Raw genomic sequence first — 22,138 nt, 5'->3', positions numbered from 1 at the left:
TCGGGTCAAGGGGGCTTCAATGGGTGGTCCACGGTTCGAGCCGGTGCGGACCGTACGCGCGTACGAACGGATCGTGGAGCAGGTCGAGGGGGCCATCGAGTCGGGGACGCTCACGCCGGGGCAGCGGCTGCCGAGCGAGCGCGACCTCATGGCGCAGTTCTCGGTGAGCCGCTCCACGGTACGCGAGGCGCTGCGCGTCCTGCAGGCGCGCGGGCTCGTCCAGTCCCGCCCGGGGGACCCGAACGGGGCCGAGGTGCTGCCGTTCTCCCCCGCCGCGCTGCACAAGTCGATGACCACGCTGGCCCGGGTGGACGAGCTGTCGCTGGGCGAGTTGGTGCAGTTCAGGATGGTGCTGGACGCCTCGGCCAACCTGCTCGCGGCGCGGCTGCGCACCGACGAGCAGCTCGCCGAGATGGACGCGGCCATCGAGCGGATGCGCAAGGCCGCCGAGGTCAGCTACGACGAGTTCAGCGCGGCCGACGTGGCCTTCCACGACGCGGTGGCGCGGGCCTCGCGCAACAAGCTCATCCAGATCAGCACGGAAGTGGTCCGGTCGATCGTGGTCAACCTCATCGCCGGCAAGATCGCCTCGTCGGACGACCGGGTGGCGCTCATGCGGCGCAGCATCCGCCACCACGAGGAGGTGCTGGACGCGGTGCGGGCCGGCGACGGCGCGCTCGCGGCCAGGCTGTCGCGGGAGACGATGTACGACTACTACCTCGACTACGTCCCCGCCCACGAGCGCCCGGCGCTCCGCGCGCTGCTGGAGGACTGACCGTTCCCCCAGGCGGCGATGCCTACGGTGCAATCCGGGTAAAGGGTGTTATGTTGCACCCGTGGCTGGGGAGGAGTCGGTGGCCGAGGCATTCCTGCGCGAGCCCCGCCGCTACACCAGCCACCAGGTGGCCGAGATGGCAGGGGTGCCGGTCTACCGCGCCCGGCGGTTCTGGCGGGCACTCGGCTTCGCCAACGTCGCCGACGACGCGGTGGAGTTCACCGACTCCGACGTCGAAGCGCTCAGGACCCTGCTCGGCATGGTGAGCGACGGCGTCTACGACGAGGACCACGTCCTGCTCATCGCCCGCTCGCTCGGCCGCGCGACCGCCCGGCTGGCCGAGTCGCAGGCCGAGCTGGGCGCCGAGGCGCTCGACCAGGCGGGGGTGCCGCTGGCCGAGCGGCCCAGGGCGTGGCGACGGCGGGCCGAACGGGTGGTGCCCGACCTCGCCAAGCTGCTCGTCTACGCCTGGCAGCGCCAGCTCGCCGCCGCCGCGGGCCGGCTGGCCGTGCAGGACCTGCACGCGGTACGGGTCACGGTCGGGTTCGCCGACCTGGTCGCGTTCACCCGGCTGAGCAGGCAGATCACCGAGACGGAGCTGGCGGCGCTGGTCGACAGGTTCGAGGGCCGCTCGGCCGACATCGTCACCTCCCACGGCGGCCGGGTGGTCAAGACGCTGGGCGACTCGGTGCTGTTCGTGGCCGACAAGTCGCACGTGGCCGCCGACATCGGCCTGCGGCTGGTGGAGACGCACGCCAAGACCCGCGGCATGCCCGAGCTGCGGGTGGGCCTGGCGGCAGGGCCGGTGGTGTGGCGCATGGGCGACGTCTTCGGCACCACCGTGAACCTGGCCAGCCGGCTGACCGCGCTGGCCCTGCCGGGGACGATCCTGGCCGATCCGCGCGCGGCCGAGGACCTGGAGAACGACCGGGCGTTCCGGCTGCGGGCGGTGGACCGGCTGTCGGTGCGCGGCCTCGGCGAGCTGGTCCCGTTCACCGTGACCCGCGCCTGAGCCCCCACTGAGTCATGCCGGGCAACGGGGTCGGCGTCCCACCGCGTCTGTATCGTCAGCAACGCTCTGGCAGGAGACGCTGGCCAAGGCGTGGTTCGCCTGGTCGCGGGTGGAGGAGCCGGAGTCGTACGTCCGCCGCGTCCTGGTCACCACCTACACCTCGTGGTGGCGGCGCAAGCGGCGGGCCGAGGTGGCCGCGCTGCTCGGCTGTGCCGCCGGCACGGTCAAGAGCCAGACCCGAGGGCGCCCAGGAGGTGGACGTCACCGCCGACACGAACTCCGGCAAGGACTGCGTCAGCGCGAAGGGCAGGACGTGCCGGCCGCGGATCGAGGGCGCCTGGACGCTCGGCGTCTACGCCTGGACGCCGCCGGAGCGGTCCACGCAGCCGGAGCCGATCAAGGACCTGCCGAAACGGCTCGACGGCCGGCCGCTCATCGACACGCGGTCCGGGGTGTGGCCGGCCGACGACACCGTGCGGTTCACGTTCGACGCCACCGGGCGGCCCTTCGGTCTCGAGCAGCTCTGCGCCGGGGATCTGGCCGAGCGGCTCCGGTTCTCGTACACCCTCGGCAAGGGGAAGTCCCACGGCGCCAGTTGCGCCGTGTGGCGGTCCGGCGCGTTCCCGATGGCGATGGGCGTGCACGACACGCGGCCGGGCGAGCGGGTCAAGGTGACCGCGAAGATCACCGTGGACGGCGGCCACCCCGGCCGCCCGGTCCGCTGGTCGGTCGGGCTCTACGGCGAGTAGGAACATTTCCCTCCCGCCCTTGTTGCACAGGGATATGAGACCGCTCTCGATCCTCGACCGTTCGCTGGTCCGGCAGGGGCAGTCCCCGGCGGCGGCGCTGCGCGACACCGTGCGCTTCGCCCGCCGGGCCGAGGAGCTCGGCTACCACCGCTTCTGGGTGTCGGAGCATCACAGCGTCCCCGGCGTCGCCGGGTCGGCGCCGACCGTGCTGGCGGCGGCCGTGGCCGCCGCCACCTCCCGGATCCGGGTCGGCACCGGCGGGGTGATGCTGCCCAACCACCGGCCGATGGTGGTGGCCGAGCAGTTCGGTGTCCTGGAGTCGCTGTATCCGGGGCGGGTGGACATGGGACTGGGCCGGTCGGTGGCGTTCACCGGCGGCATCCGCAAGGCGCTCGGCCACGGCAGGGAGGCGGCCGACGGCTTCCCCGCGCAGGTGGCGGAGCTGCTCGGGTTCTTCACCGGCGACCAGGACGCGTACCCGGGCGTGCACGCGCTCCCGGCCGAGGGCCTGCGCCCGCAGGTGTTCGTGCTGGCCATGAGGTCGGGCGCGGACCTCGCCGCCGCCCTCGGGCTGCCCCTCGTGATCGGCGGCGCGGCCCCGGCGGAGGCCGCCGCCCGCTACCGCGCCGCCTTCCGGCCGTCGGACTGGGCCGCGACGCCGTACGTGATGGTGGCGGCGAACGTCACCGTCGGCGAGACGGCGGAGCGTGCGGCGCTGCTGCAACTGCCCGAGGCGTGGGCGACGGCGCGCTCGCGGGTGCGCGGCGCGTTCCCGCCGCTGCGCCCGCCGGGCGAGATCCTGCGGATGGAGCTGCCGGAGCGGGAGCGCGCGCTGCTGGAGGAGGCCCGCAAGGGCCAGATCAGCGGGACCGGCGACGAGGTCGCGGCGCGGCTGCGCGATCTGGTGACGACGACCGGCGCCGACGAGGTGCTGGTGACGATGAACACCTACGACCTGGACGACCGCCTGGACTCCTACCGGCGGCTGGCCGCCCTGGCGTGGTGAGCCGGACGGGCGCCGCGTCGCGCCCGTCCCGTGGGGCCGTCAGGTGAGCTGCAGGATGAGTGCCAGTTGCGCGATGACCGCGACGGCGACGGCACCCACGCCGGTGAGGGTGACGACCAGAAGGGTCGCCCGGAACAGCGCGGTGACGGCTTTGCTGAAGTGGCGGACCGCGGCGACGACGGTCCAGACGGCGAGGACGGCCACGAGGTAGAGAAAGCCACGCGCCATCGCGACGCCTTCGGGGCTGGCGAGAAGGGCAACGGTGACGTACATGTCGGGGTCCTGATGGTTCGGCGTCAAGGGGCTGGGGTAGGTGCGGCGTTCCCGGTCGTCGCGGGAGTGCCGCCGGTTCGCAGGGGTGCTCGCCCGCTTGGCCTCGGGGTCCTGGGCGGATCTCTGCTGCGCATGCGCATCCCCGTAGAGTGAACTTCAGTTAATCTTCATTTATCTAGCTGAAGACTTGCCCATTTTCAGAAGCATTAATCCCTCTGTCAGGAAAGTCCAGCTCCACTAGAATGGCCGCCTCTGCGGTGTTTCGGTGCTGGCCTGCGCGGATAGGCTCGTCTGGGGCAGTCGGTAGAGGTTTACTTAAGGAGTAGACCTCGGATGGGGGTGTCCTCATGGCGGATTCCGGCCAGGCCCTGGCGCGCCGGCTCCGGCAACTGCGTCAGCAGCAGTGGCCCGACACGACGGTCAGGCAGCCGCAGCTGGCCCGCGCGCTCAACGTCAGCGTGCCCCTCATCTCGTCCTGGGAGAACGAGAGCACCCCCAAGGTGCCCCCGGTCTCCCGTCTGCAGGCGTACGCGCTGATCTTCTGCACCCGCCGTTCGATCGACGGCGACCAGCTCGTCCCCCTCGACGAGACCGAGCTGACGACGGAGGAGTCGCGGCTGCGCGACAAGCTCCTGCACGAGCTGCTCGACCTGCGCACGGCCGCCCTGAGCCAGACGCCCGCGCCAGGGATCGCGCCGGCCAACCCGTGGCAGTTCGACGACGGCAACAGGATCGTCATCGTCTGCGCCCGGCTCCCTGAGGAGCTCCTGGCGCGGATGCCCTACGTCCGGCCCGAGGACCCCGACTACATCGAGCTCTACACCTACGCCGACCTGGACTCGCTGTTCGAGCTGCACGGGCACATCCGCGCCTTCAACCCCGGCAGCGAGGTCCGCCGCCACACCGCGAAGGAACTGCAGCCGGACGACCTGACCTCCCATCTGGTCCTCCTCGGCGGCGTCGACTGGAACGACCTCACCTCCGACGTCTTCCAGGTCCTCGACCTGCCGGTGCGGCAGGTCAACGACTGGGGAAGCGACGAGGGGCCCTACTTCTCCCACGGAGACCGGCAGTTCTCCCCCACGCTGGCCGACGGCCGGCTCCGCGAGGACGTGGCGCTGTTCTACCGCGGGCCGAACCCCTACAACGCCCGGCGCACCCTGACGATCTGCAACGGCATGTACGGCCGCGGCACGCTCGGCGTGGTCCGGGCGCTGACCGACACCAACTTCCGCGACCGCAACACCGCCTGGCTCCATGAGCGCTTCGGCGCCGGCGAGGCCTACGCCCTGCTCAGCAGGGTCCGCGTGGTCAGAGGCCAGGTCGTCACCCCGGACTGGACACTGGACGGACTGAGGCTGGTCGAATGGCCTGACTGACCGCTCCCTCAACGCCCTCCGGCCACGCCGTCCGATCACGGGACCGACATCCCGGCACGAAGACCCGAGCCAGGAACCGCACCATGAACTCTGCACGGGAGCCGAAGAGCACGCCGGCTCCACCGCCGTCACCGGCGGCGCACCACCACGCGTCCCACCGGCGGCTGCTGCGCGATCCCGGCGCCCCGGGCGACCTGGCCGGGATCGACGCGATCGTGGTGCCCACCGCGCGCCCGAGCCAGTACCTGCGGCACGCCTCCCACCTGGCCCAGACGCTGCGGTGCCCCCTGGTGGTGCTGTGCAGCGGCAGGTGGACCAGCGCCGCGCGGGTGCGCGCCGGGGCGGCTCCCGGCGCCGACGTCCTCGCCATCGACTTCACCGGAGCGTCCGCCGCGCGGCTGCCCGCGCTGGAGACGTCCACCGTGCTGCCGCCGAGGCTGCGGCGGAACGCCGACACGGCGGCCAAGCGCAACTTCGCGCTGGCCCTGGCCCGGATGGTCGGCTGGCGGCGGATCGCGTTCCTCGACGACGACATCGAGGTGCGGGCTCCGGACGACCTGCGCAGGGCGGCCGGGCTGCTCGACCGCTTCGACGCCGCCGGGCTGTCGATCGGCGGGTTCCCGGACAACTCCGTGGTGTGCCACGCCTACCGCGCCGTCGGCGGCGACCAGGACTCCTTCGTGGGCGGCGGCGCCCTGGTCGTGGAGACCGTACGGAACGTCGCCTTCTTCCCCAACATCTACAACGAGGACTGGTTCTACCTGCTGAAGGAGGACGGGCTCCGCCCGCTCGCCGTCACCGGCCAGGTCAGGCAGGCGCCCTACGACCCGTTCCGCACGACGGAGCGGGCCCGGTCCGAGGAGATGGGGGACGTGCTGGCCGAGGGCGTGTTCTGGCTGCTGGACGAGGGTGGATCGGTGCGGGACGCCGACCTGCGGCACTGGACGGCGTTCCTGGCCAGACGGCGGCGGTTCATCGAGGCCATCCTCGATCACCTGCCGCACGTGCCGGTGCGCCCGGACGAGCGGCGCCGCATGGAGGAGTCGCTCAAGGCCGCCCGCGGCCGCCTCGCCCTCATCCGGCCGGAGCTGTGTCTCGCCTACCTCGACACGTGGCGGGCCGACGGCAAGGTGTGGCGGGACTTCGTGGAACTGCTGCCCAGCGGCGTTTCCTTCGGCGACGCGCTGCGTTACCTCGCCGACGCGGGGCAGGGTCGGGGGGGCCTCCGGAGACCCGGTCCCACCCTTACATGAGAGAACATCGGACTATGCTTGCCGTCAGCCCTTTCGCCGCTTGATTGTAGACGTCATGCTTCATGTCCGGATTCGAGCGGCCGTGGACGGGGATCTCGCGGCCCTGGTGAACGCCCTGGGACAGGAGCCGTACTTCCGGGCCCAGCTGGCCCGTCAGCGTGAGAAGCACGGGGTGCTGCTGGTGGCCTGGCACGGTTTCGTCCCGATCGGGGACGTCTATCTCTGGCTCGACCAGGCCGAGGAGCCGGAGATACGCGAACGGCTGCCCGGGGTGCCGCTGCTGACCCACCTGGAGGTGGCGCGCGAGCACCGCAACCGGCGGATCGGCACCCGGCTGATGGACGCCGCCGAGCGGCGTTTACGCGAGCTCGGCCATGACCGGGTGGCGCTGGGCGTGGATCCGGGGAACCACCGGGTCCGGTCGCTGTACCGGCGGCTCGGGTACGAGGAGTGGCCGTATCCTCCCGTACCGACGACGCGCCGGATCTACCTGCCGGGCGGCAGGGTCGAGCAGGTGCCCGACGTGTGCCGGGTGCTGGTGAAGGACCTGCGTGAACCCGGGGCCCGCGAAGGCTAGGGATCGCCGGCCGCCGCACCGGGTAGGTCCCGGGTATGCCGGAGGGACATCTGGTGCACCGCTACGCGGACGAGCAGCACGAGGCGCTCGCCGGCCGGGACGCTCCGCACGACGTCGAGCGAGGGTAGTCATCCGCCGGGATCAGGCCCGGGACAGGCAGGGCCGGGGGCGTCGGCGCCCCCGGCCCTGGTCATTCCACTGGTCAGAACGGCGCGTTGTGCACCGAGTTGACCTTGAGACCGGTGATCTTGATCTGCTTCATCCGCACCGTCGGGGTGCCCGCCGGCTTGGTGCAGGCGAACGTGAACACCCCGTTGCCGGTGAAGTTGTGCACCACGTTGAGCGCCACGGTCTGCTGCGAGTTCGGCGGCAGCGTGACGAAGGCGTGGTCGGTGTCGGCTCCTCCCTCGGCGCTGACGAGGCAGGTGTAGAGGATCGCCGTGCTGCCCGTGTTCTCGGCCGTCAGCTTGGTGGTGACGGTGTACGGCCCGCTGAAGATGGCCTGGTTGAACGACGGGCTGATCGAGTTGACGTGGATCAGCTCGTTGTTCCAGCGGCTGATCACTTCGGGCGCCGCCGCCTCGGCGGTCACGGCGTTCCCTGCCAGCAGCGCGCCCGCCGCCGCGGCCACCACCAGGGTGGAGGCGATGCGCAGACGGCGCGGCGCGGTCGAAGGCATGGACATGAAGGGTCTCCTTCTGGAAAGGGACGGCCCCGCGGACGGTCGCCGCGGGGTTCGGCGCCCTCCGGCGGCCGAGGCGGTTGCCTGCCGGGGATGCGCACCAGCGAAACGTAGCCCCGCTCCCGTCCCCGTGACCGCGCAGAACTGCACGGAACCCGCGCGTCGTTCGCCCTGGCGCCGGGGGCGGGTTCCGTGCCGCGCGCCTCCGGCGGCGGGGCGGTCGCTCAGGTGCCGGCCCTCTCCCGCCTGAGCGGCTCGTACAGGCTGCTCCAGCCGTTGAACAGGCCGCTCAGCGCGTAGTGGACGTTGGTGACGAGCATCGTGACGACGGTGGCGGCCGCGTACAGCAGGGTGCCGGCGACGCGTACCGCGTCGACGGGGAGCGCGTACGCGAGGGCGACCCGCGCGGCCGCGTCGAGCAGCAGCGCGACGCCCCAGATGACGGACGACACCCGCCAGAGGCGGCGGAAGCGGGCCAGCCGCTCCCAGTAGACCTCCCACGGCTCGCGCGCCGGGCCGATGGGGAAGCGCCGCTCCAGCAGGGGGCGGGTGAACAGGTAGGCGAGCGGCCGGGACATCCTGACGGAGGCCAGGAACCACAGGCCGGCGGCGGCGGTGACCCAGCCCTCCTTGGCCAGCAGCAGCCGTTCGTCGCCGCTGACGAGCGCGACCACCACGGCGACGGCGAGCATGGCGGTGAAGAACGCGCTCAGCCCGTCGAGCGTGCGCTCGCGCAGCAGCTTGTAGCCGGTGAACGCGGCCGACACCAGCGTGTCGGCCAGCAGCGCGAGGTAGACGCCGACGCCGGCGGCGCGCAGCCCGTAGTAGATCACCAGGGGGACGCCGAGGTTGACGGCGACGGTCAGCCACCGCCCCGTCATGGTCCCGCCCGCGTGGCCAGGTCGAACATCGTCTCCAGCTCGCGCGCCGTCAGCTCCAGATCGAGGTCCGGCTTGGCGCGCAGCAGGAACGGCAGGCCGTCGAGCGAGCGCTGAATCGTGGCGGCCATGACGAACGGGTCGAACGGGCGGAACTCCCCCCGTTCCTGGCCATCGCGCAGGATGGCCTCCAGGTGGCCGAGCGTGCGGATCTCCTCGGCGGGACCGTAGGAGCCCGTCTCGCCCGGATGGGCGAGGAAGATCGTCATCAGGGCCCGCATCTCGTCGCGGTGTGCGGCGTTGAACGCGACCAGCCCGCCGATGTAGGCGCGCAGCCGGCTCCGGGCGTCCGGCAGCGCGCTCACCCGCTCGTGCATGAAGCGCCCGAGCTCGCCGAGCACGTGCGCGACCACGGCGCCCATGAGCTCGTCCTTGCCGGCGAAGTGGTACGAGATCAGCCGGGTGCTGCTCAGCCCGGCCCGCTCGGCGATCCTGGCGAACGAGGTGCCCCCGTAGCCGAGCCGGCCGAGGGTCTCGACGGTCGCGGCGATGATCTGCGCGCGCCTGGCCTCCCCGGTGAACGTCCGCTTTCTTACTTGCATGAGTAAATCCTAACTCACCCAAGTAATGACCGGAATCGGCGACGCGAGGGACGCGGGCCGCCCGGCCGGTCTACCGTTCGCGCATGACGATCCGCAGCCTGATCGCGAGTGTGCTGGCCGTGCTGTCGGCCGGTACCGTCGCCTTCGTGGTGACTCCATCGACTCCCGCCGCGACCGCCGCCGACCGCGGCCGCGCCCGGCCGCCCCTGGTCATCGGCCATCGCGGCGCCAGTGCCCACCGCCCCGAGCACACGCTGCTCTCGTACGAGGCCGCGATCGCGATGGGCGCCGACTACATCGAGCCCGACCTCGTCCCCACCCGCGACGGCGTGCTCGTCGCGCGGCACGAGAACGAGATCTCGCAGACCACCGACGTGGCCGAGCGGGCGGAGTTCGCCGGCAGGCGCGCCACCAAGACGATCGACGGCCGCGAGGTGACCGGCTGGTTCACCGAGGACTTCACCCTCGCCGAGCTGAAGACGCTGCGGGCCAGGGAGCGGGTGCCCGACCTGCGCCCGGACAACACGGCCTTCGACGGGCTGGCCGGGATCCCCACCTTCCAGGAAGTCGTCGAGCTGGCGCTGCGGCACGGGGTGGGCGTCTACCCGGAGACCAAGCATCCGACGTACTTCGACTCCATCGGCCTGTCACTGGAGGAGCCGCTGTTGGAGACACTGGAACGCAACCGCGTGCGCGAGGCGTACATCCAGTCCTTCGAGACCGCCAACCTGCGCGAGCTGGCCCGCAGGACCAAACTGCCGCTCATCCAGCTCATCAGCGCGAGCGGCGCCCCGTACGACCTGGTCGCCGCGGGCGACGGCCGCACCTACGACGACCTGGTCACCCCGGCGGGCCTGCGCGAGGTGGCCAGGTATGCCGACGGGATCGGCGTCGACACCCGGCGCGTGCTGCCCGTCGGCGCCGACGGGCGGACCGGTGAGCCGACGAGCCTGGTCCGCGACGCGCACCGGGCGCGGCTGGACGTGCACGTGTGGACGGTGCGCAACGAGAACTCCCAGCTCCCCGCCGACCACCGGCTGGGCGACCCGGCCAGCCCCGCCTACCCGCGCGCGACCGGCGACGTGGCGGGCTTCCTGGACCGGCTGCTGGAGCTGGGCGTCGACGGCGCGTTCTGCGACGACCCGGCGATGGGCCGGGCCGTCGTCGCCAGGCGCGCCCGCTGACCCCCGCGGCGGCCTGCCTATAGTGCCCGCATGACGACTGACGCCCGGACGACCCCTGATCAGCACGGGCTCGCCATGAGCGGCGCGGGACGGGCCGCCGCCCGCCGCTACGACCGCGCCGTTGACGCGCTGCTGCACTTCCGCGCCGAGGTCGACGCCGAGACCTCCGCCGCGCTGGAGGAGGCGCCGGACTTCCCCATGGCCAACGTGCTGAGGGCCTACCTCGGGCTGCTCACCACCGAGCCGGCGCACGCCCGTACGGCCAGGGAACGCTTCGCCGCCTTCCTCGGCCGCGCGGACACCGCGGCGTGGTCCGCGCGCGAGCGGGCGCACGCCGAGGCGGTCGGCGCCCTGCTCGGCGGCGACTTCAGGCGCTGCGGCGCGCTGCTCGCGCGCATCTCCGAGCGGTACCCGCGCGACCTGCTCGCCCTGGCCGCCGGGCACCAGATCGACTTCTTCACCGGCGACGCCCGCTCACTTCGCGACCGGATCGGCGGCGCGCTCAGCGCCTGGCACGCCGACGACCCGCACTACGGCCACCTGCTCGGGATGTACGCGTTCGGGCTGGAGGAGGCCGGCCACTACGACCGCTCCGAGGAGGTCGGCCTGCGGGCCGTCGAGCTGAACCCGCGCGACGTCTGGGGCGTCCACGCGGTCGCGCACACGTACGAGATGCAGGGACGCTTCGGCGACGGCATCCGCTTCCTCGACGACCGGATCGGCGACTGGTCCACCGGGACGTTCCTCAACGTGCACACCTGGTGGCACTACGCCCTGTTCGCGCTGGAACGCGGCGACACCGGCCGGGCGATCGGCGTCCACGACGCGGTGATGGCCGGCGGCGAGACCGCGATGCAGCTTCTGGACGCCTCCGCCCTGCTGTGGCGCCTCTACCTGGAGGGCGACGTGCGGCACGACCGCTGGCAGGCGCTCGCCGACGCGTGGGAGGCCAAGATGGGCGAGGCGTGCTACGCGTTCAACGACATGCACGCCGTCATGGCGTACGTGGGAGCCGGCCGCCTCGGGCGGGCGGAGCGGCTGATCGCGGCGCGGGAGGACTACCTGCGCGAGCCGCGCCCCGGGGTCACCAACCAGGAGATGACCGCCCGGGTGGGGCTCCCGGTGTGCCGGGCGCTGGTGGCCTACGGACGGGGCGACCACGACCTGGTGGTCGACCTGCTCCAGCCGATCCGGCACCGGGTGAACGAGTTCGGCGGCAGCCACGCGCAGCGTGACGCGGTGCAGAAGACGCTGCTGGAGTCGGCGCTGCGGGGCGGGCGGTACGAGCTCGCGCGGGTGCTGGTGAGCGAGCGCGTGCACGTGCGGCCGTGCAGCCCGTTCAACTGGCTGAAGCAGGCGACTTTGGCCGAGGCGCTCGGTGACCGCGCCGCCGCGGCCGCCGCGCGCGGCGAGGCGGCCCGGCTGACGGGTGGAACTGTCGTCGGCGGCCAGTAGGGTTTCGGCCATGGACCGCAGACTGACCTTGATGGCCGTGCACGCCCACCCCGACGACGAATGCCTGAGCACGGGCGGGGTGCTCGCCCGCTATGCCGCCGAGGGCGTCCGCACCGTGCTGGTCACCTGCACCAACGGCGAGCAGGGCGACGGCCCCGGCGGGGTCAAGCCGGGCGAGCCCGGCCACGACGCCGCCGAGGTGGCCCGGCTGCGGCTGGCGGAGCTGCGCGCCTCGGCCGACCATCTGGGCATCGAGCACGTCGAGCTGCTCGGCTACCGCGACTCCGGCATGGCGGGCTGGTCGACCAACGACCATCCCGACGCCTTCGCCAACGTGCCGCTGGAGTCGGCCGCCGCCCGGCTGTCGGAGCTGATGGCCCGCTACCGTCCCCAGGTCGTGGTGACCTACGACGAGACTGGCGGCAGCGGCTACGGCCATCCCGACCACGTCCAGGCCCACCGCGTCGCCCTGGCCGCCACCGACCTCAGCGACATCCCCGACAAGCTCTACTACACCGCCATCCCCCGCTCCGCGATCAAGAACATGGCCGCCACCCTGCGCGAGTCGGGCATCGAGATGGACTTCGAGCCGGGTGACGACTTCGGCACCCCCGACGAGCTGGTCACCACCGTCGTCGACGTCTCGGCCCACGTCGACCGCAAGCTCAAGGCCCTGCAGGCGCACGCCAGCCAGGGCGAGAACATCTTCCCCCTGCGCATGCCCCCGCAGGCCCAGCAGCAGGTGTTCTCCCACGAGGCGTTCATCCGGGTCCGGAGCCGCGTCAGGACCCCGGCCCACGAGGACGACCTCTTCTCCGGCCTCCGCTGACGCCCTCCGCCGGCCTCGTCAGCCGGCCTCGCCCTCGGTCTCCCGTACGACGCCGGTCTCCCGTACGACGCCGGTCTCCCGTACGACGCCGGTCTCCCGTACGACGCCGCCGACGATCGCGGTGACGGCCTTGCGGACCGCGGCGGCTTCCGGCGGGGCGCCGGTGCGGTCGGCGTGGATCAGGTGCGCGGAGCCGATCAGCGTGGGCGCCAGCACGTCCACGTCGGCGGCGGCGTCGAGGCGGCCCAGCTCGCGCTCGCGGGCCAGGTAGGCGGTGAGCATGGCCGCGGCCTCGCTCAGGATCGGGATGCCGACCGGCGTGGTCTCGCGCAGCCGGGCGCGCAGGTCGTCGCGGAAGATGAGCAGGCCGACGATCGCCCCCGCGACCGACCCGAACAACTCCGTCAGCACGCCCGTGAGGTTGCCGATCACGGTGCCGCTGCCGGCGGCGGCGAGCAGGGTGTCGGCCTGGGCCCGCACCCGGCCGACGCGGTCGCGCACCAGCTCGGCGAGGAAGGCGTCGAAGTCGGTGAAGTGCCGGTGCAGCACGCCTTTGGCGCAGCCGGCCTCCGTCGTGACCGCCCGGCTGGTCAGCGCGTGCGGCCCGTCCCTGAGCAGGACGCGCTCGGCGGCCTCGAACAACTGCTCGCGCGGATCGCGCAGCGCCACCCCTGTCGGCATGTGTGCTCCCTTCGCTGGACGAGTGGGCGCTTGCCCACTATGGTGGGCGCATGCCCACTTTACCCGCGCCAGGTTCGGAGCCGCACCGGGAGCGGCAGGCCGCCGAGTCCTTCGGCGCGGACCCCGAGCGCTACGACCGGACCCGTCCCCGCTACCCCGCCCCGCTGGTGGACCGGATCGTCACCGCCGGCCCCGGGCCGGACGTGCTGGACGTCGGCATCGGCACCGGCATCGCCGCCCGCCAGCTCAGGGCGGCCGGATGCCGGGTGCTCGGCGTCGAGGTCGACCCCCGCATGGCCGCGTTCGCCCGGCGCGGCGGATTCGACGTCGAGGTGTCCGCATTCGAGACCTGGGACCCCGCCGGCCGGACCTTCGACGCGGTCGTCTCCGCGCAGACCTGGCACTGGATCGACCCCGCCGCCGGCGCCGCCAAGGCCGCCGGAGCGCTGCGGCCCGGCGGCCTGCTGGCGGTGTTCTGGAACGTGGCCCAGCCTCCGCCCGCCCTGAGCGACGCCTTCGGCGAGGTCTACGCCCGGGTGCTGCCGCACCTGCCGGCCCTCGGCGCGGCGATGTCCGCCCTGGACGCCTACGCGCCGCTGTTCGCCAAGGCGACCGACGGGATACGCGCCACGGGCGCCCTCACCGAGCCCGAACAGTGGCGCTTCACCTGGGAGCAGGCGTACACCCGCGACGAGTGGCTGGACCAGGTGCCCACGATCGGCGGCCACAGCCGATTCCGGCCGGCCGAACTGGACGCGCTCCTGGCGGGCGTCGGAGCCGCGATCGACGCCGCCGGAGGCGGCTTCACCATGGCGTACACCACCGTCGCGGTCACCGCCACGCGGGCGTGACGACGGTCTCGCGCCCTCGCGGGCGCGGCCCTGACGACGGCGTCGCCTCCGCGACGACGGTTTCGCTTCCTCGACGGCGGGCAGGCGACGAAGGTCCCCAGAACGACGGAGGTAGGCCCCATGCCGACCGCAAGAGAGATCATGACGCCCGGAGCCGAGTGCGTCAACGCCGACGAATCCGTGATGAACGCGGCCGAGAAGATGGCACGCCTGGACGTCGGTTCACTGCCCATCTGCGGAACCGACGACCGGCTCAAGGGGATGCTCACGGACCGCGACATCGTGGTCAAGGTACTCGCCAAGGGCAAGGACCCGGGCAGTTGCCTGGCCGGTGAGCTCGCCCAGGGCGAAGCCGTCACCATCGGCGCCGACGACGACGCGCGGGAGATCCTGCGCACCATGGCCTCGCACAAGGTGCGCAGACTGCCCGTGATCGACGGGCACAAGCTCGTCGGGATCGTCGCACTCGCCGAGGTCGCCAGATCGGTGCCCGACGCGACCGTGGGCGACCTGCTCGACGCCCTCACGACCGACTGACCGGGCGCGCGGGGAAGGCCGGTGACCGAGTCTCGGTCACCGGCCTTCCGCATGCCAGAGCCCGGGACCCCGCCGTATGCAGCAGTGGGACAATGTTCTGCGAAGCCATTGCCATCACGTGTGATACACATCAGCCGGGATAAATATTGAGCTTATGCCATATGAGCAGTTCGACTCGACGGTACTACTACGACCCTTTATCGTCGCATTGATCCATAGATAGTCGTCCTCAAGATCCAAAGGATCCAGGTTGATGGCGACACAGGAACAGATCGCTGCCGCCCGGCGCACGATCGAGCAGTTACGCGACCAGCACGCCGGCGACGTGCGTAAGCTCATCGGCCTGCTCGAAGACGGCGCGATGAAGGGCAAGGCCGCTGACGAACTCCTCAAGGACTGCCAAGCGTGGGAAGCAGCCTATCGAGGCGTTTTCAATCGGGCCTTGGCGCTGGTCGACTCCGTCCGCGCCGAGCCCGACAACCCGGCAGACCCGTTGGGACTGTGGCGGCCATCGCTGAATCTGCCGGGGAAAGCCGGCGGATGAGCCCTCCCCCGGACAGGATCGGTATCGACCCCACGCTCATGACTCAACTCATCGCCGAAATAAAACGTCTCAAGCAGTCTTGGCCAGACGCGGATGCGCAGGTCGCCAAAGCGCTGAACTCGATCGGCACCGGGATGACCGGACCTGGCGCCCTCCGGGATGTCGCCTACCAGATCGCCGAGCGCATCCCCGACCTCCAGCGCCGCCTGGACCTCATCGTCTCCACCCAGAAGATCGGGCTCGACAAAGGTGTCATCTGGGCGGATGAGACGCTATGGGTGTCGAACTCACCCGCAGGAGGAGCCGCAGCGGCCAAGTCCGTTGCCGACCGGCTTCGTAAGGCGGTCAAGGACGCATCCAGCGGCCAGGGGACAACACTCTCCAAGGAAACCTTGGAGCTGTTGGAGAAGCATCAGCACGACCCCTACTTCGCTGTCGCCTTCGCCAAGGAGATACCTCCGAAGGAATTGAAGGCGCTATTGGAACGTCTCTACCTGTCGCACCGCGGATCCCTGGGGAATGACTGGACGAAGCCGTCGTCGTCCTCTGTGATGGACCGTCTGGCACGGACCCTCAGCGTGACACTGGGAACGGCCTCGCGCGGAGTCGGCGGGATGAAGCTTTCCAAGAGCTACGTCGACGACCTGATCGCCACCGACGACAATCCCATGAGCGGTCGCATGGTCGACGAACTGCTTCGCCACGGCACCTTCGACGACGCGTTCCTCCGCGAGGTCGCCAACAAGGTCTTCGACAATGCCACGAAGCCCCAGTCCCAGCAGCAGGACATCATCAGTTTCGGTCCCGGCCTCGCAGCCGCTCTCGCGAACAACGCCAGAGTCGCACAAGACTTCTTCACCGATCCCGTGCGCAAGCCCCTGTCTTTCCTGATGCGGGACAACTACTGGGGCAGCGGTAACGGTGAACTCGGCCGGGCCATCGAGGCGGCCACCACCACGTTCCGCGACCACGGCCAACCACCCGGCAGTTCGCGCGGGCACAAATCGGCCCTCATAGCATCCTGGACCGTCCACTTCTGGTCAGACCCGCGAGCTCAGGCCAACCTGCCCGGCACGCGGCAGAGCGCCGGCCGCGTCTTCGCCGCCTACATGAGTGACGTTCACCGAGTCGCCAATGGCACCGTCTTGGAGAAGCCGGGTGTTCTGGACTTGCCGGACAGTGACCCGAATTTTCCCAGTGACGAGCCTTACGGAGCAATGTTTGACCGCAACGAACTCAAGGCGTCAATGATCTGGGCGTCAAAAGACACCCAGACGTTCAAGACGATTATCGGAGCTCATGGCGAGTACAGCCTCAAGGTCTTGGATGCGCGAGGAGCGGAGGTCGCCGGCGGGCTCAAGGCCGATTTCGCCGCGTGGCACAAGAACCATCCGGACGCTACCGAAAGGGAACAAAGCGCGTACCGCCAGAAGCTGTTGAAGGATGCCATGGCCGGCAGCCCGGGAGATTTCTTCGACGCGCAAGTATATGCCCTCAGCAAATCACTGCACTTCGCAACCGACGCAGGGAACATGGCAAGCATCAACGAGGCCGACCGGAGGGACCAGATAAACCAGGGATTCACGGACGCTATATCAAGAACCACCAAGCTGGCTCTCGCCCCTGCCGGAGACATACCCGGAGCAGTCTATGAGTTCGTAGAGAGCGTCGTCGGCGACAACATAGAGTTCAACGAGGGAGAGACGGCTCGAAGCAAGGCTGAAGACAAACTGGTCCAGAGCCAGAACCTGTTCAAAGACTTGGCGGCCAATACGATGATGCGGCACGGGCTCTTCGGAGAGGAGTCCACTCCTGGCAGCGCCCATCCTCATGCTTTCGAGAACGCGGCGAAGGATTCAAAAGGAGACTTCCTCCAGGGCAGCCACATCAAGCCACGTAGCGAGATGGACACGACAGAGGCGCTGGCCTACGATCAGTGGCTTCTCCACTCATCTGCATCGGGAATCTTCAACAGTACTTCCCAGGCAGTCCAAGACGGATTCCAACGACCGGTTCCTTCGTACCCGGAGGCGGAGGAATGAGCGCTTTTCGCACACTAATCCCCATAGCGATCACCCTGGCCGCTGTGGCTGGGTGTTCATCATCATCGCCGGCTCCACCCGTGGATCGGCGGCCTCTGGGCAACGTGACCGCCGCACCCCTCGCATGCGGGCTCGTCTCGAATCAAACTATTGCTCGCGCCCTGGGGCTGAGCAACTTCCGTGCGAGCGGATCCGACTCGCCGGCCGACTTCTCACACTGCATCATCAGCCGGTCCTCGGAGACCGAACACAAGGCGCGAATGTCGATCGAACTTTACGACCCATCCGCTTCCACTCTTGAAAGTTTGGAATATACGAAATCCAGGGACCATGGGTCCGACCTGCCCAGCGGCATCCAACCCGGCTATAGCGCTCCGATAAAGGATGCCGACGGAAACACGATCGGAGCCAAAGCACAAGCGTGGACATCCGACGGCGCCAAGCTACTGTCCATCCAGATCGCTCGAGGCGCGCCGGGACGGGATCACCAAGCAGACGTCATCGAATTCACGCGGCACCTTCGACCTATACTCCTCGGTTCTACACCGTGACGCTGGGACTGGCGCCGAAAAGAAGCCGCAGGCACTGAAGTGATCTCAGCGAATTGCCGGCAGGTAGTTGTGCTCGAAATGGGTGAGGACAAGCGCTGCCCGGGCGATGTCGCCGATTCTGCTGGGGCTGATGGTGATGTGCTGGAGGGTGCGCCAGCGGCCCTTGAGCAGGGCGAAGCCGCGTTCGCCGAGACAGCGCAGGGCGCGTAGGAGCCGGTTGTAGGTGCGGTTGTCCGGGCTGAGGATCTGGTCTCCTTCGGGCTGCTTGATCGGCGTATGAATGCCGATTCCGGCGCCGTCGTAGCCGCTGTCGGCCAGGGTGGGCAGGCCCCGGGCGGCTGCGGCGTACAGCGCGCCGAGCACCTGCGTGCCAGCGGCGGTGAGGTCGTGGACGGAGCCGGGCTCGACCTCGGCGATCTGCAATGGCAGCCCGCCGGGTGCCGACAGTGCCTGGAGGTTGCCGGTGTGCTGGCGGGCCTTGCCGGAGTACCAGGCGTCGATGGCCTCGCCCTTGACGCTGACGGTCTGCTCGGCGCAGCGATCGACGGGGATCAGGGTGCCGTCCAGGATCACATAGGCCAGCCCTTCGGCGTGGGCACGGTCGAGGGCTTCGTGCAGATCGGGTGCTTGAGCTGCGAGAACTGCGATGCCTTCGTGGATGTAGCGGTAGGCGGTGGCCCGGGAGATGCGGTGGTCCGGCGAGCGCGTGAGCCTTGACCCCGGCCGTCCAGAGGCTCACGTGCGCCGGGATCAGGCGGCCGCCGGCCAGCTTGTCGTAGGGCAGCGTCCGGGGACCGTCGCCGTCGCTGACGGTGACCTCGCGCCGTGCGGTGTCGACGGCGGTGGTCCAGCCCCGCGAAGGTCACCCGCTCGCCGAGGAGCTCGGGAATCCGGAAGTCGGCCAGCTCATGGCCGGCCGCGACCTGATGCATACGTAACCGCTCGGTGAACCGCTCCGACGGATTGACCAGAGTGATCGACACGTCCAGCCTCCGGGTGCGCAGCGCCAGCCGGACCGCGCACATCACCCCGGTGTAACCGCCGCCGAGGACAACGATTCTCTTCACGGGTTTCTCCCTGCTTCCGTCGTTCTTACAGGTCAAAACGCTACGGGCGCGGCACCGCTCGCGGCATCGGACGTCTTCCCTGTTCGTTCAGCCGGAGCTATCGGGCACGGTGCCGGCATCAGCCCTCAACGCACCTCGCCCCCATCGGCCACAAACCAGAGAGCGGGCTCGGGCCGGCACGCCAATGGCGCCGACGTGGCGAGGAGAGGCGCTCTCCTGCGATGCCCACATCGCAGGTGGCCCAGGCTTGGTCGACGATCCACACCCCGCCCAGGGCTACGGCAGCAGCTCACTCGGCCGTGCGACGGGTGACGTAGGCGCGGGTACGGGGGCACCGGGCCATGCGGGCGAGCACGATGAGGTAGAGGGCGCGGTTCGCCTGGCGGTCTCCTCCGCGTGAGAGCCGATGCCGGGTGATCTTGCCGCTGGAGGCGGGGATCGCGGCGACGCCGCCCGGCGGCTATGACGGCACAGCGTCTGGCCCGGACGACGAACCCCGGAGGGCAGCCTGGCTCTCTCACTCCAAGGGGAGGGGGCGGCGTGGCACGGGTGCTGTGTGGATGAGGGAGGTCGTCGTGTGTCCGTACGGCGTGAACAGATCGAGGATCGGTTCGAGTTCGTCGACCGACCGCAGATGCATCGTGAAGCAGAAGCAGTCGTCACCGGTCATCCTGTAGCACTCGACGATCTGGGGAACGTCTTCGGCGATCTTGGAGATGCGGTGCAGTTCCCGGAACGCCGGACGGATTCGCACCATCACGGTGACCGGAAAGCCCAGGGCCCGCGGGTTGACCTCGGCGCGATAGCCGGTGATCACTCCTGCTTCCTCCAGCCGCTGCACCCGATCGCTCACGGCGGGGGGCGACAGGCCGACCCGGCGGCCCAGCTCGGCGAAGCTCACCCTGGCGTCGACTTGCAGCTCCGCGAGGATTCGAAAGTCGAGCACGTCCAAGTCCTTCGATTCGTGTGCCCGATCGGGTCTGATCTTTCGATTCGCCATTCTCCTAAAATAGGAGCTCGCCGAAAATGGGGCCATGCCGCCTATCGGCCCTCGCGCCGTCCTGCTCAAGGCGCCTCCATGGACCTACTTCATCGGCAGCGCCGTCTTCCACTACCTCGGTCCGGCCTTCGCCGTGCTCTTGTTCGCGAGGCTCGACCCGCTCGGGGTCGCGGCGCTGAGGATCTGGAGCGCGGCACTCGTTTTCGCACTCTGGCGTCGCCCTTGGCGGACACTGGTCCGGCTCAACGCCGGCGAGCGTCGTACGATCATCGCCTGGGGTGCGGTGCTCGCGGCGATGAACGTCTGCTTCTATCTGGCGATCGCTCGCGTGCCCCTGGCGACCGTCGCCGCGATCGAGTTTCTGCCGGTCATCGTGCTGGCCGCGCTCGGTGCCCGGACCGCACGTAATCTCGTGGCTCTCGTGGCCGCCGTCAGCGGTGTCTACGTGCTGACCGGCGTCCAACTGGCGGGCGAGCCGCTGGGTCTGGTGTTCGCCTTTGCCAACGCGGCGCTGTTCGCCGGCTACATCGTGCTGGCCCATCGGGCGGCTCGCGACATGCACGGCATCGGAGGCATCGACGGGCTGGCCGCCGCCATGCTCGTCGCCGGGCTGTTCGTCGCGCCCGTGGGCATCTGGCACGCCGCTCCCGCGATGATCGAACCGGTCACGCTCGCAGCCGGGATCGGGGTGGGTATCTGCTCGTCGGTGATTCCGTACGTGTGCGATCAACTGGCCATGGCACGCATGGCCCGCTCCACGTACGCGCTGCTCGTGGCGCTGCTTCCGGCCACAGCGACGGTGATCGGCATCGCGGTGCTCCGGCAACTGCCCTCGCTCCTCGAACTCGCCGGAGTGGGGCTCGTGGTCCTCGCGGTAGCCCTCCACCACGAACTCCAGACTTCTGCGGCCAAGAAGGCCACATCCTCATAGGGAGGTAGAACAAAGTGCGATATGTGAAGCTGGGTTCGTAGGTGCTGCGGGGTCTCCCGGATCTGCCTCGGCATGATGACGTACGGCGATCCAGTGTCGTGGGAATGGCTGCTGCGTGAGGATGCGGCGGAGCGATGCTGCCGGGTCTTCTCGCACAGTTCCAGGCCATAACGGCGCTTGGCCGGGTCGGACAGCGGCACGTGCGGCACCAGAATCGTCGACGCTCGGACTGCCGCTTCTCCCGTACGGGACTCGTTCGGGGCGTGAGAAGGTGGGCGGGTGATCGCGGTGCTGGGTGAGTGCGTGGCCGACGCGTTCGCGGATCGGCGGGCGGCTGAGCTGACGCTGCGCGTGCTGCCGGGCGGCGGGCCGGCGAACACGGCGGCGGCGCTGGCCAGGCTCGGCACGCGGGCGAGGTTCCTGGGGCGGGTCTCGGGTGACGTGTTCGGGCAGCTGTTCCGGGAGCGGCTGGCCGGGGTGGATCTGGCGTACGCGGTCGAGGCTCGCGAGCCGAGCACGCTCGCGGTGGCCGACCTGGACGGCGGCGGCGACGCGAGCTACGGCTTCCACGCCGAGGGCGCCGCCGACTGGCAGTGGACCGCGGAGGAGCTGCCCGGGCAGGCGCTCGACGGGGTGCGGTGCCTGCACACCGGGTCGCTGGCGCTGGTCAGGCCGCCGGGACGGGACGTGGTGGAGGCGTTCGCGGCTGCGGCCGCGCGGCGGGTGACGGTCTCGGTCGATCCCAACGTGCGGCCGAGCCTGGCGGCGCGGGAGGCGTACGCCGTCGAGCGGTGGTGCGCCTTCGCCGACGTGCTGCGGCTCAGTGACGAGGACCTGGGCTTCCTGCGGCCCGGCGAGCCGGTGGAGCGGGTCTGCGACGAGTGGCACGCCGCGGGCGTCCGGCTGGTGGTGGTGACGAGGGGGCGTTCCGGGGCGCTGGTGTCGCTGGGCGGAGAGCGCGCCGAGGTGCCCGCGCCCGTCGTGGACGTGGTCGACACGGTGGGCGCGGGCGACGCGTTCACCGCCGGGCTGCTGCACTGGCTGGACGGGCGAGGGCTGCTCGGCGGCCGGTTGGAGGGGCTGGATCTCGCGGCGGCGCGGCAGGCCGCGGCGTTCGCGGCGCGGGTGGCGGCGCTGGCCTGCACGGTGCGGGGCGCCGACCTGCCCGCCGGGCTGAACCTGCCGCCGGACGGGTGAGACCTCTCGCCTCACGGGACGCGATCCGCCGCGCCGGAGAGAACGAGCCGCACGGGACGCGATCCGCCGCGCCGGAGAGAACG

Annotated in this window: 23 protein-coding genes and 1 pseudogene; 16 read left to right on the top strand and 8 right to left on the bottom strand. The window is 70.4% G+C overall.

The genetic code is table 11. The annotated features are described in order from the left end of the window. The first annotated feature begins 19 nt into the window (after window positions 1-19). From ACQEUU_RS18905 to ACQEUU_RS18890, 4 genes are all read left to right on the top strand, one after another. Window positions 20-775 carry a FadR/GntR family transcriptional regulator gene (locus ACQEUU_RS18905; RefSeq protein WP_433067689.1) on the top strand — a complete coding sequence of 252 codons (756 nt, stop codon included), beginning with the start codon at window positions 20-22 and terminating at the stop codon, window positions 773-775. A 61-nt stretch (window positions 776-836) separates the two neighbouring features. Next, window positions 837-1,787 carry an adenylate/guanylate cyclase domain-containing protein gene (locus ACQEUU_RS18900; RefSeq protein ID WP_433067687.1) on the top strand — a complete coding sequence of 317 codons (951 nt, stop codon included), beginning with the start codon at window positions 837-839 and terminating at the stop codon, window positions 1,785-1,787. Between the two features lie 254 nt (window positions 1,788-2,041). After that, window positions 2,042-2,536: a hypothetical protein gene (locus ACQEUU_RS18895; RefSeq protein WP_433067685.1), complete on the top strand. Its 495-nt coding sequence runs from the start codon at window positions 2,042-2,044 to the stop codon at window positions 2,534-2,536. Between the two features lie 34 nt (window positions 2,537-2,570). Continuing rightward, entirely contained in the window at window positions 2,571-3,542 is a 972-nt protein-coding gene (locus tag ACQEUU_RS18890) for an MsnO8 family LLM class oxidoreductase (RefSeq protein WP_433067683.1), read from the top strand. Between the two features lie 39 nt (window positions 3,543-3,581). Here ACQEUU_RS18890 and ACQEUU_RS18885 read toward each other — a convergent pair whose 3' ends face one another. Next, window positions 3,582-3,815 carry a hypothetical protein gene (locus tag ACQEUU_RS18885; protein WP_433067682.1) on the bottom strand — a complete coding sequence of 78 codons (234 nt, stop codon included), beginning with the start codon at window positions 3,813-3,815 and terminating at the stop codon, window positions 3,582-3,584. A gap of 347 nt (window positions 3,816-4,162) precedes the next feature. Here ACQEUU_RS18885 and ACQEUU_RS18880 point away from each other — a divergent pair, with 347 nt between their 5' ends. From ACQEUU_RS18880 to ACQEUU_RS18870, 3 genes are all read left to right on the top strand, one after another. Further along, complete coding sequence (locus ACQEUU_RS18880; RefSeq protein WP_433067680.1) at window positions 4,163-5,194, top strand: hypothetical protein; 1,032 nt, start codon at window positions 4,163-4,165, stop codon at window positions 5,192-5,194. Between the two features lie 83 nt (window positions 5,195-5,277). Further along, window positions 5,278-6,447 (top strand): hypothetical protein, encoded by a 1,170-nt coding sequence (locus ACQEUU_RS18875; protein WP_433067679.1) that lies wholly within the window; start codon window positions 5,278-5,280, stop codon window positions 6,445-6,447. An 82-nt stretch (window positions 6,448-6,529) separates the two neighbouring features. Further along, window positions 6,530-7,024, top strand: a complete 495-nt coding sequence (locus ACQEUU_RS18870; RefSeq protein WP_433067678.1) for a GNAT family N-acetyltransferase — start codon at window positions 6,530-6,532, stop codon at window positions 7,022-7,024. A 202-nt stretch (window positions 7,025-7,226) separates the two neighbouring features. On the opposite strand, the gene ACQEUU_RS18865 is transcribed toward ACQEUU_RS18870, so the two are convergent. The 3 genes from ACQEUU_RS18865 to ACQEUU_RS18855 form a co-directional block, all read right to left on the bottom strand. Further along, window positions 7,227-7,709 (bottom strand): hypothetical protein, encoded by a 483-nt coding sequence (locus ACQEUU_RS18865; protein ID WP_433067676.1) that lies wholly within the window; start codon window positions 7,707-7,709, stop codon window positions 7,227-7,229. Window positions 7,710-7,930: 221 nt separating this feature from the next. Then, a complete protein-coding gene (locus ACQEUU_RS18860) occupies window positions 7,931-8,587 on the bottom strand; it encodes a VC0807 family protein (protein ID WP_433067675.1) in 657 nt (218 codons plus the stop codon). Next, window positions 8,584-9,186: a TetR/AcrR family transcriptional regulator gene (locus ACQEUU_RS18855; protein ID WP_433067673.1), complete on the bottom strand. Its 603-nt coding sequence runs from the start codon at window positions 9,184-9,186 to the stop codon at window positions 8,584-8,586. The genes ACQEUU_RS18860 and ACQEUU_RS18855 overlap by 4 nt, the downstream gene beginning before the upstream one ends. A gap of 83 nt (window positions 9,187-9,269) precedes the next feature. Between ACQEUU_RS18855 and ACQEUU_RS18850 the strand changes: the two genes are divergently transcribed. Genes ACQEUU_RS18850 through ACQEUU_RS18840 form a run of 3 tightly spaced genes read left to right on the top strand, consistent with a single transcriptional unit; the run spans window position 9,270 to window position 12,654 of the window. Continuing rightward, window positions 9,270-10,370, top strand: coding sequence for a glycerophosphodiester phosphodiesterase family protein (locus tag ACQEUU_RS18850; RefSeq protein ID WP_433067672.1), 1,101 nt, complete (start codon window positions 9,270-9,272; stop codon window positions 10,368-10,370). A gap of 30 nt (window positions 10,371-10,400) precedes the next feature. After that, window positions 10,401-11,825 (top strand): tetratricopeptide repeat protein, encoded by a 1,425-nt coding sequence (locus ACQEUU_RS18845; protein WP_433067671.1) that lies wholly within the window; start codon window positions 10,401-10,403, stop codon window positions 11,823-11,825. A 10-nt stretch (window positions 11,826-11,835) separates the two neighbouring features. Beyond that, window positions 11,836-12,654, top strand: coding sequence for a PIG-L family deacetylase (locus tag ACQEUU_RS18840; RefSeq protein WP_433067669.1), 819 nt, complete (start codon window positions 11,836-11,838; stop codon window positions 12,652-12,654). An 18-nt stretch (window positions 12,655-12,672) separates the two neighbouring features. On the opposite strand, the gene ACQEUU_RS18835 is transcribed toward ACQEUU_RS18840, so the two are convergent. Then, window positions 12,673-13,335, bottom strand: coding sequence for a TetR/AcrR family transcriptional regulator (locus tag ACQEUU_RS18835; RefSeq protein ID WP_433067668.1), 663 nt, complete (start codon window positions 13,333-13,335; stop codon window positions 12,673-12,675). 50 nt (window positions 13,336-13,385) lie between these two features. On the opposite strand from ACQEUU_RS18835, the gene ACQEUU_RS18830 reads away from it, so the two are divergent. The 4 genes from ACQEUU_RS18830 to ACQEUU_RS18815 all read left to right on the top strand — a co-directional run bounded on the left by ACQEUU_RS18830 (window position 13,386) and on the right by ACQEUU_RS18815 (window position 17,309). Then, window positions 13,386-14,186, top strand: coding sequence for a class I SAM-dependent methyltransferase (locus tag ACQEUU_RS18830; RefSeq protein WP_433067667.1), 801 nt, complete (start codon window positions 13,386-13,388; stop codon window positions 14,184-14,186). A gap of 120 nt (window positions 14,187-14,306) precedes the next feature. Continuing rightward, window positions 14,307-14,723, top strand: coding sequence for a CBS domain-containing protein (locus tag ACQEUU_RS18825; RefSeq protein ID WP_433067665.1), 417 nt, complete (start codon window positions 14,307-14,309; stop codon window positions 14,721-14,723). 253 nt (window positions 14,724-14,976) lie between these two features. After that, complete coding sequence (locus ACQEUU_RS18820; RefSeq protein WP_433067664.1) at window positions 14,977-15,267, top strand: hypothetical protein; 291 nt, start codon at window positions 14,977-14,979, stop codon at window positions 15,265-15,267. Between the two features lie 38 nt (window positions 15,268-15,305). Further along, the gene (locus tag ACQEUU_RS18815; protein WP_433067662.1) at window positions 15,306-17,309 is read left to right on the top strand and encodes a hypothetical protein; all 2,004 of its coding nucleotides are present in this window, start codon (window positions 15,306-15,308) and stop codon (window positions 17,307-17,309) included. Between the two features lie 596 nt (window positions 17,310-17,905). Here ACQEUU_RS18815 and ACQEUU_RS18810 read toward each other — a convergent pair. From ACQEUU_RS18810 to ACQEUU_RS18800, 3 genes and pseudogenes are all read right to left on the bottom strand, one after another. Next, entirely contained in the window at window positions 17,906-18,433 is a 528-nt protein-coding gene (locus tag ACQEUU_RS18810; RefSeq protein WP_433067661.1) for an HARBI1 family protein, read from the bottom strand. Window positions 18,434-19,219: 786 nt separating this feature from the next. Next, window positions 19,220-19,378: pseudogene (locus tag ACQEUU_RS18805) on the bottom strand (transposase); the annotation flags it as partial. A 66-nt stretch (window positions 19,379-19,444) separates the two neighbouring features. Continuing rightward, complete coding sequence (locus ACQEUU_RS18800) at window positions 19,445-19,873, bottom strand: Lrp/AsnC family transcriptional regulator (RefSeq protein WP_433071893.1); 429 nt, start codon at window positions 19,871-19,873, stop codon at window positions 19,445-19,447. An 88-nt stretch (window positions 19,874-19,961) separates the two neighbouring features. Here ACQEUU_RS18800 and ACQEUU_RS18795 point away from each other — a divergent pair, with 88 nt between their 5' ends. Together ACQEUU_RS18795 and ACQEUU_RS18790 are read left to right on the top strand one after the other, a co-directional pair. After that, window positions 19,962-20,858, top strand: a complete 897-nt coding sequence (locus ACQEUU_RS18795; protein WP_433067659.1) for an EamA family transporter — start codon at window positions 19,962-19,964, stop codon at window positions 20,856-20,858. Window positions 20,859-21,137: 279 nt separating this feature from the next. Then, window positions 21,138-22,055: a carbohydrate kinase family protein gene (locus ACQEUU_RS18790; protein WP_433067658.1), complete on the top strand. Its 918-nt coding sequence runs from the start codon at window positions 21,138-21,140 to the stop codon at window positions 22,053-22,055. The last annotated feature ends 83 nt before the right edge of the window (window positions 22,056-22,138 follow it).

It is taken from the genome of Nonomuraea sp. CA-218870 (assembly GCF_050936535.1).
GTDB classification, from domain to species: Bacteria; Actinomycetota; Actinomycetes; order Streptosporangiales; family Streptosporangiaceae; genus Nonomuraea; species Nonomuraea corallina.
This window is presented reverse-complemented; position numbering and strand designations above follow the sequence as displayed.

Excerpts from the sequence above, each read along its gene's own strand:
- ACQEUU_RS18835 (WP_433067668.1), bottom strand. The coding sequence starts at position 13,335 with ATGCCGACAGGGGTGGCGCTGCGCGATCCGCGCGAGCAGTTGTTCGAG.
- ACQEUU_RS18815 (WP_433067662.1), top strand. The coding sequence starts at position 15,306 with ATGACTCAACTCATCGCCGAAATAAAACGTCTCAAGCAGTCTTGGCCA.
- ACQEUU_RS18820 (WP_433067664.1), top strand. The coding sequence starts at position 14,977 with ATGGCGACACAGGAACAGATCGCTGCCGCCCGGCGCACGATCGAGCAG.
- ACQEUU_RS18825 (WP_433067665.1), top strand. The coding sequence starts at position 14,307 with ATGCCGACCGCAAGAGAGATCATGACGCCCGGAGCCGAGTGCGTCAAC.
- ACQEUU_RS18840 (WP_433067669.1), top strand. The coding sequence starts at position 11,836 with ATGGACCGCAGACTGACCTTGATGGCCGTGCACGCCCACCCCGACGAC.
- ACQEUU_RS18795 (WP_433067659.1), top strand. The coding sequence starts at position 19,962 with ATGCCGCCTATCGGCCCTCGCGCCGTCCTGCTCAAGGCGCCTCCATGG.
- ACQEUU_RS18855 (WP_433067673.1), bottom strand. The coding sequence starts at position 9,186 with ATGCAAGTAAGAAAGCGGACGTTCACCGGGGAGGCCAGGCGCGCGCAG.
- ACQEUU_RS18905 (WP_433067689.1), top strand. The coding sequence starts at position 20 with ATGGGTGGTCCACGGTTCGAGCCGGTGCGGACCGTACGCGCGTACGAA.
- ACQEUU_RS18890 (WP_433067683.1), top strand. The coding sequence starts at position 2,571 with ATGAGACCGCTCTCGATCCTCGACCGTTCGCTGGTCCGGCAGGGGCAG.
- ACQEUU_RS18875 (WP_433067679.1), top strand. The coding sequence starts at position 5,278 with ATGAACTCTGCACGGGAGCCGAAGAGCACGCCGGCTCCACCGCCGTCA.
- ACQEUU_RS18830 (WP_433067667.1), top strand. The coding sequence starts at position 13,386 with ATGCCCACTTTACCCGCGCCAGGTTCGGAGCCGCACCGGGAGCGGCAG.
- ACQEUU_RS18850 (WP_433067672.1), top strand. The coding sequence starts at position 9,270 with ATGACGATCCGCAGCCTGATCGCGAGTGTGCTGGCCGTGCTGTCGGCC.
- ACQEUU_RS18860 (WP_433067675.1), bottom strand. The coding sequence starts at position 8,587 with ATGACGGGGCGGTGGCTGACCGTCGCCGTCAACCTCGGCGTCCCCCTG.
- ACQEUU_RS18845 (WP_433067671.1), top strand. The coding sequence starts at position 10,401 with ATGACGACTGACGCCCGGACGACCCCTGATCAGCACGGGCTCGCCATG.
- ACQEUU_RS18865 (WP_433067676.1), bottom strand. The coding sequence starts at position 7,709 with ATGTCCATGCCTTCGACCGCGCCGCGCCGTCTGCGCATCGCCTCCACC.
- ACQEUU_RS18885 (WP_433067682.1), bottom strand. The coding sequence starts at position 3,815 with ATGTACGTCACCGTTGCCCTTCTCGCCAGCCCCGAAGGCGTCGCGATG.
- ACQEUU_RS18880 (WP_433067680.1), top strand. The coding sequence starts at position 4,163 with ATGGCGGATTCCGGCCAGGCCCTGGCGCGCCGGCTCCGGCAACTGCGT.